Annotated in this window: 4 protein-coding genes; all 4 read right to left on the bottom strand. The window is 72.1% G+C overall.

Annotated features, from left to right (window positions below; genetic code table 11):
* Positions 1-56 precede the first annotated feature (56 nt).
* Complete coding sequence (locus ACRX5S_RS02775) at positions 57-1,184, bottom strand: acyl-CoA dehydrogenase family protein (protein WP_436771050.1); 1,128 nt, start codon at positions 1,182-1,184, stop codon at positions 57-59.
* Positions 1,185-1,186: 2 nt separating this feature from the next.
* Positions 1,187-2,020 (bottom strand): enoyl-CoA hydratase/isomerase family protein, encoded by an 834-nt coding sequence (locus ACRX5S_RS02770; RefSeq protein ID WP_436771049.1) that lies wholly within the window; start codon positions 2,018-2,020, stop codon positions 1,187-1,189.
* Positions 2,017-2,958, bottom strand: coding sequence for an acyl-CoA dehydrogenase family protein (locus tag ACRX5S_RS02765; protein WP_436771048.1), 942 nt, complete (start codon positions 2,956-2,958; stop codon positions 2,017-2,019). The genes ACRX5S_RS02770 and ACRX5S_RS02765 overlap by 4 nt, the downstream gene beginning before the upstream one ends.
* On the bottom strand, positions 2,955-3,352 hold a 398-nt coding region (locus tag ACRX5S_RS02760; protein WP_436771047.1), incomplete at its 5' end, for an acyl-CoA dehydrogenase family protein. The genes ACRX5S_RS02765 and ACRX5S_RS02760, both read right to left, overlap by 4 nt.

Here is a 3,352-nt window from a genome sequence, read left to right as displayed (position 1 = left end):
GCCACCCGGGTGGCTGCGGCCGCGGTCTGGAGGCGACCCTCCGTTCGGACTTCCGGTCAGGTGCGGGCACCCAGGTTGTACGCCTGACGGGCGATCAGCCCCCGCATGGTCTCGGACGTCCCCCCGCCGATGGTCTCCAGGATCGCCTGGCGCCACATGAACTCGATGTCGGTTCCCGAGACCAGCGCCTCCTGCGAGCCGAACTCCATGGCGGCGCGGGCGATTTCCTGCGCGACCGTGGTCCCGGCCAGTTTGTGGTACGCGGCCGGGACCGCCGACGGCTCCCCCGCGATGATCTCGCCGAGCAGCGCCAGGGCCAGGGCTTCGACCTCCGCGACGCGCACGGCCAGTTCGGCCAGGCGTCCCTGGACCGCGGGGTCCGCGTCCAGCCCGTTGTCGGCCACCCACCGGACGAGGTCCTGGAGGTCGCGACGCAGCCGCTTCGGCGGGAACTGCACGTGCCGTTCGACGGCGAGGGCGGACCCGACGACCTGCCAGCCCTCGTTCTCCGCACCGACGCGGTTCGCGGCCGGGACCCGCACGCCGTCGAAGCGGACCTCGTTGAGCCGCCCGCCGTCGTGGGTGGGGATCGGGGAGACCGTGACCCCCGGATGGTGGAGGGGAACGATCAGGACGGTGAGGCCGCGGGACCTGCTGTCGGGTGCGCCGGTCCGGCACAGCAGCCAGATGCAGTCGGCCCAATGGGCGTTGGACGTCCAGCATTTCGCGCCGTCGACCACGTACTCGTCGGCGGACGCCCGCCGCGCCCGGGTCCGGACCGCGGCCAGGTCGGACCCGGCGTCGGGTTCGGAGTAGCCGAGTGCGAAGTTGAGCCGCCCGCGCCGCAGGTCCGGGAGGAAGCGTTCGCGCTGCTCGGCCGTGCCGTGGGCCATCAGCGCCTTGGCCATCAGCCCGGGGCCCATGGGCGGGCGGGCGACCCGCGCGTACGCCATCTCGTCCCACAGGATGAACTCGTACGCGGGCGACAGTCCGGCGCCGCCGAACTCGGTCGGCCAGGACAGCGACAGCCAGCCGCGCTCGCCGAGCGCCCGGTAGAGCCGGCGTACGCCCTCCCCGTTCTTCTCGCGGCGGTGGAAGTAGCCGGCCAGGTCCCGGTAGTCGGTCAGGAACTCCAGTACCTCGGCGCGGAATTCCTCTTCCTCGGCGGTGAATCCGAAGTCCACGTTCAGTCGTCCTCACCGACACCGGTGGTCCACTTGGGCTCGCGGCCCTCGCTGAACGCCCGGGGTCCTTCCTTCGAGTCCGGATGCGCCCAGTGCATCCGCAGCAGGGCCCATCCGTACTCGCACGCCTGCGCGTAGCCCATCTCCAGCGAGCCCCAGACCGCCTGCTGCGAAAGCGACACGGCGGCGGGGGAGTTCCTGGCGATGCTGCGGGCGATCTCCTCGGCCGTGTCCATCAGGCTCTCGGGCGCCGCGAGTTCGTCCACCAGCCCGAGCTGGTACGCGCGTTCGGCGGGCATGCGGTAGTCCTTGCCCATCAGCGTCATGCGCAGCGCGGCGCCCAGCGGCAGGCGCTTGGCCAGGCCGATGTTCTCCATCGCGCCCACCAGGCCGACGTTGACGTGGCTGTCCATGAACGCCGCGCGCTCGGAGGCCACGACGATGTCGGCGTCGACGACGAAGTGCAGTCCGGCGCCGACCGCGAGGCCGTTGACGGCGCAGATGACCGGCTTCCAGACCCGGTTCTGCCGCGGAGACCAGAACACCTCGTCGGTGAGCGGGCCGGTGCCGGTGCTCATCCCACCGCGCCCGGCGACCACGTTCACGTCCGCGCCGGTGCAGAAGTGCCGTTCCCCGGCCCCCGTGACGATGGCGGCGCGGATCCACGGGTCGTCGCGGACCTCGCTCCACACCTCCCGCATCCGCGGCATCATCGTCCCGGTCAGGGAGTTCCCCTTGTGCGGCCGATTGAGCGTGATGTACGCGATGTGGTCGCGCTTCTCGAAAAGCACCTCGGGCGCGTCGGCCTCCACCGGGGACTTCTGATCCTGCGTCATTTCCGGCCCTTCTCCGAGTACATCGCCAAAACCTGGGCGCCGACGGCCTTTTCGTGCGACGGCAGCAGGGACAGTTGCCTGATGCGCCGGGCGATGTGCCCGACCGGGCCCTCCACCGAGTAGCCGATGGCCCCGTGCGCCTGATGGGACACGGACGCCGCCTCCAACGCGGCCCGCGACGCCGACAGCCGGGCCGCGGCGGCGAGCGCGGAGCCCTCCGGGTGTCCGGTGTCGATCGCCTGAGCGGCTACCTCGGTCAGCTTCTCCGCGGCCTCCAGTCCGAGACCGGCGTCCACGAGCGGATGGGCGACCGCCTGGAAATCCCCGATGGCGCGGCCGAACTGCACGCGGGTACGGGCATGCTCCACCGCGGCGTCGTGCAGGCGCCGTCCCGCACCCCAGAGGTATCCGGCGAGGGCGAGGTTGGCGAAGTCGGCGCCCCGCCGTACGCGTTCCAGTGGTGCCACGCGCTCCAACGCGACGCGCCCCCAGGGTTCGCCGCCCAGGGTGTCGACCGCTTCGACGGGGCCGTTCGCGCGGGCCAGCCAGGCCCGTTCGCCGTCCGACTCCACGAACACGTCGGCGAGCCGCGCCCACGGCATCAGCGGTGGTCGGCCGAACGACACCAGGCTGGTTCCCGAGGCGACGGCGAGCGCCTGCGCCTCGGGCAGGGTGTGGGTCGCGAAGAAGGTCGCGGCGACCGGTCCGGGGGCGAAGGCGCGCCCCAGCTCCATCGAGACGGCCGCGATCTCGCCGGCGCCCGCGCCCTCCCCCGGCACGGCGAGGGACAGCACGCCGAGCCCGACCAGCCCCTGCCAGAACGGCTGCGGGAAGGCGTCGGCCCGCTGCACGTCCTCGGTGCACTTGGCCGCGCAGTACCGCCGCACGGACTCCGCCAGCGCCTCCTGCTCCGGTGTGAAGGCAACCGGATTGCTCATACCGCCGCCGCTCCCCATCGTGATTCCGCCACCGCGCGCCGGTGCTCGCGCAGGCCGCCGAGTTCGGCACGCAGGGCCTGCATGCGCAGGGTCCACAGGTGGAGGTCGTGTTCCCGGGTCAACCCGATGGCGCCCATGATCTGGTGCGTCTCGCGCGTCAGTCGGTGCAGGGCCGCCATCGTGTGCGCGCTCGCGACCGCCGCGGCCTCGTCCTGCGCGCCGTGGAACGCCGCCTCGTAGACGAGCCAGCGCGACCCCTCGACCAGCACGCTCAGCTCGGCCAGGCGGTGTTGCAGGGCCTGGAAGGATCCGAGAGATCGCTTGAACACCTTGCGGTCCTTCGCGTACTGCACGGTGAGGTCCAGCGCCTTCTGCATCATTCCGAGCGCCTCGG

This window comes from Yinghuangia sp. YIM S09857, assembly GCF_051388915.1.
Classification (GTDB): Bacteria; Actinomycetota; Actinomycetes; order Streptomycetales; family Streptomycetaceae; genus Yinghuangia.
The sequence above is the reverse complement of the archived record's forward strand: the minus strand, read 5'-3'. Positions and strand labels throughout refer to the sequence as shown.

Excerpts from the sequence above, each read along its gene's own strand:
- ACRX5S_RS02765 (WP_436771048.1), bottom strand. The coding sequence starts at position 2,958 with ATGAGCAATCCGGTTGCCTTCACACCGGAGCAGGAGGCGCTGGCGGAG.
- ACRX5S_RS02770 (WP_436771049.1), bottom strand. The coding sequence starts at position 2,020 with ATGACGCAGGATCAGAAGTCCCCGGTGGAGGCCGACGCGCCCGAGGTG.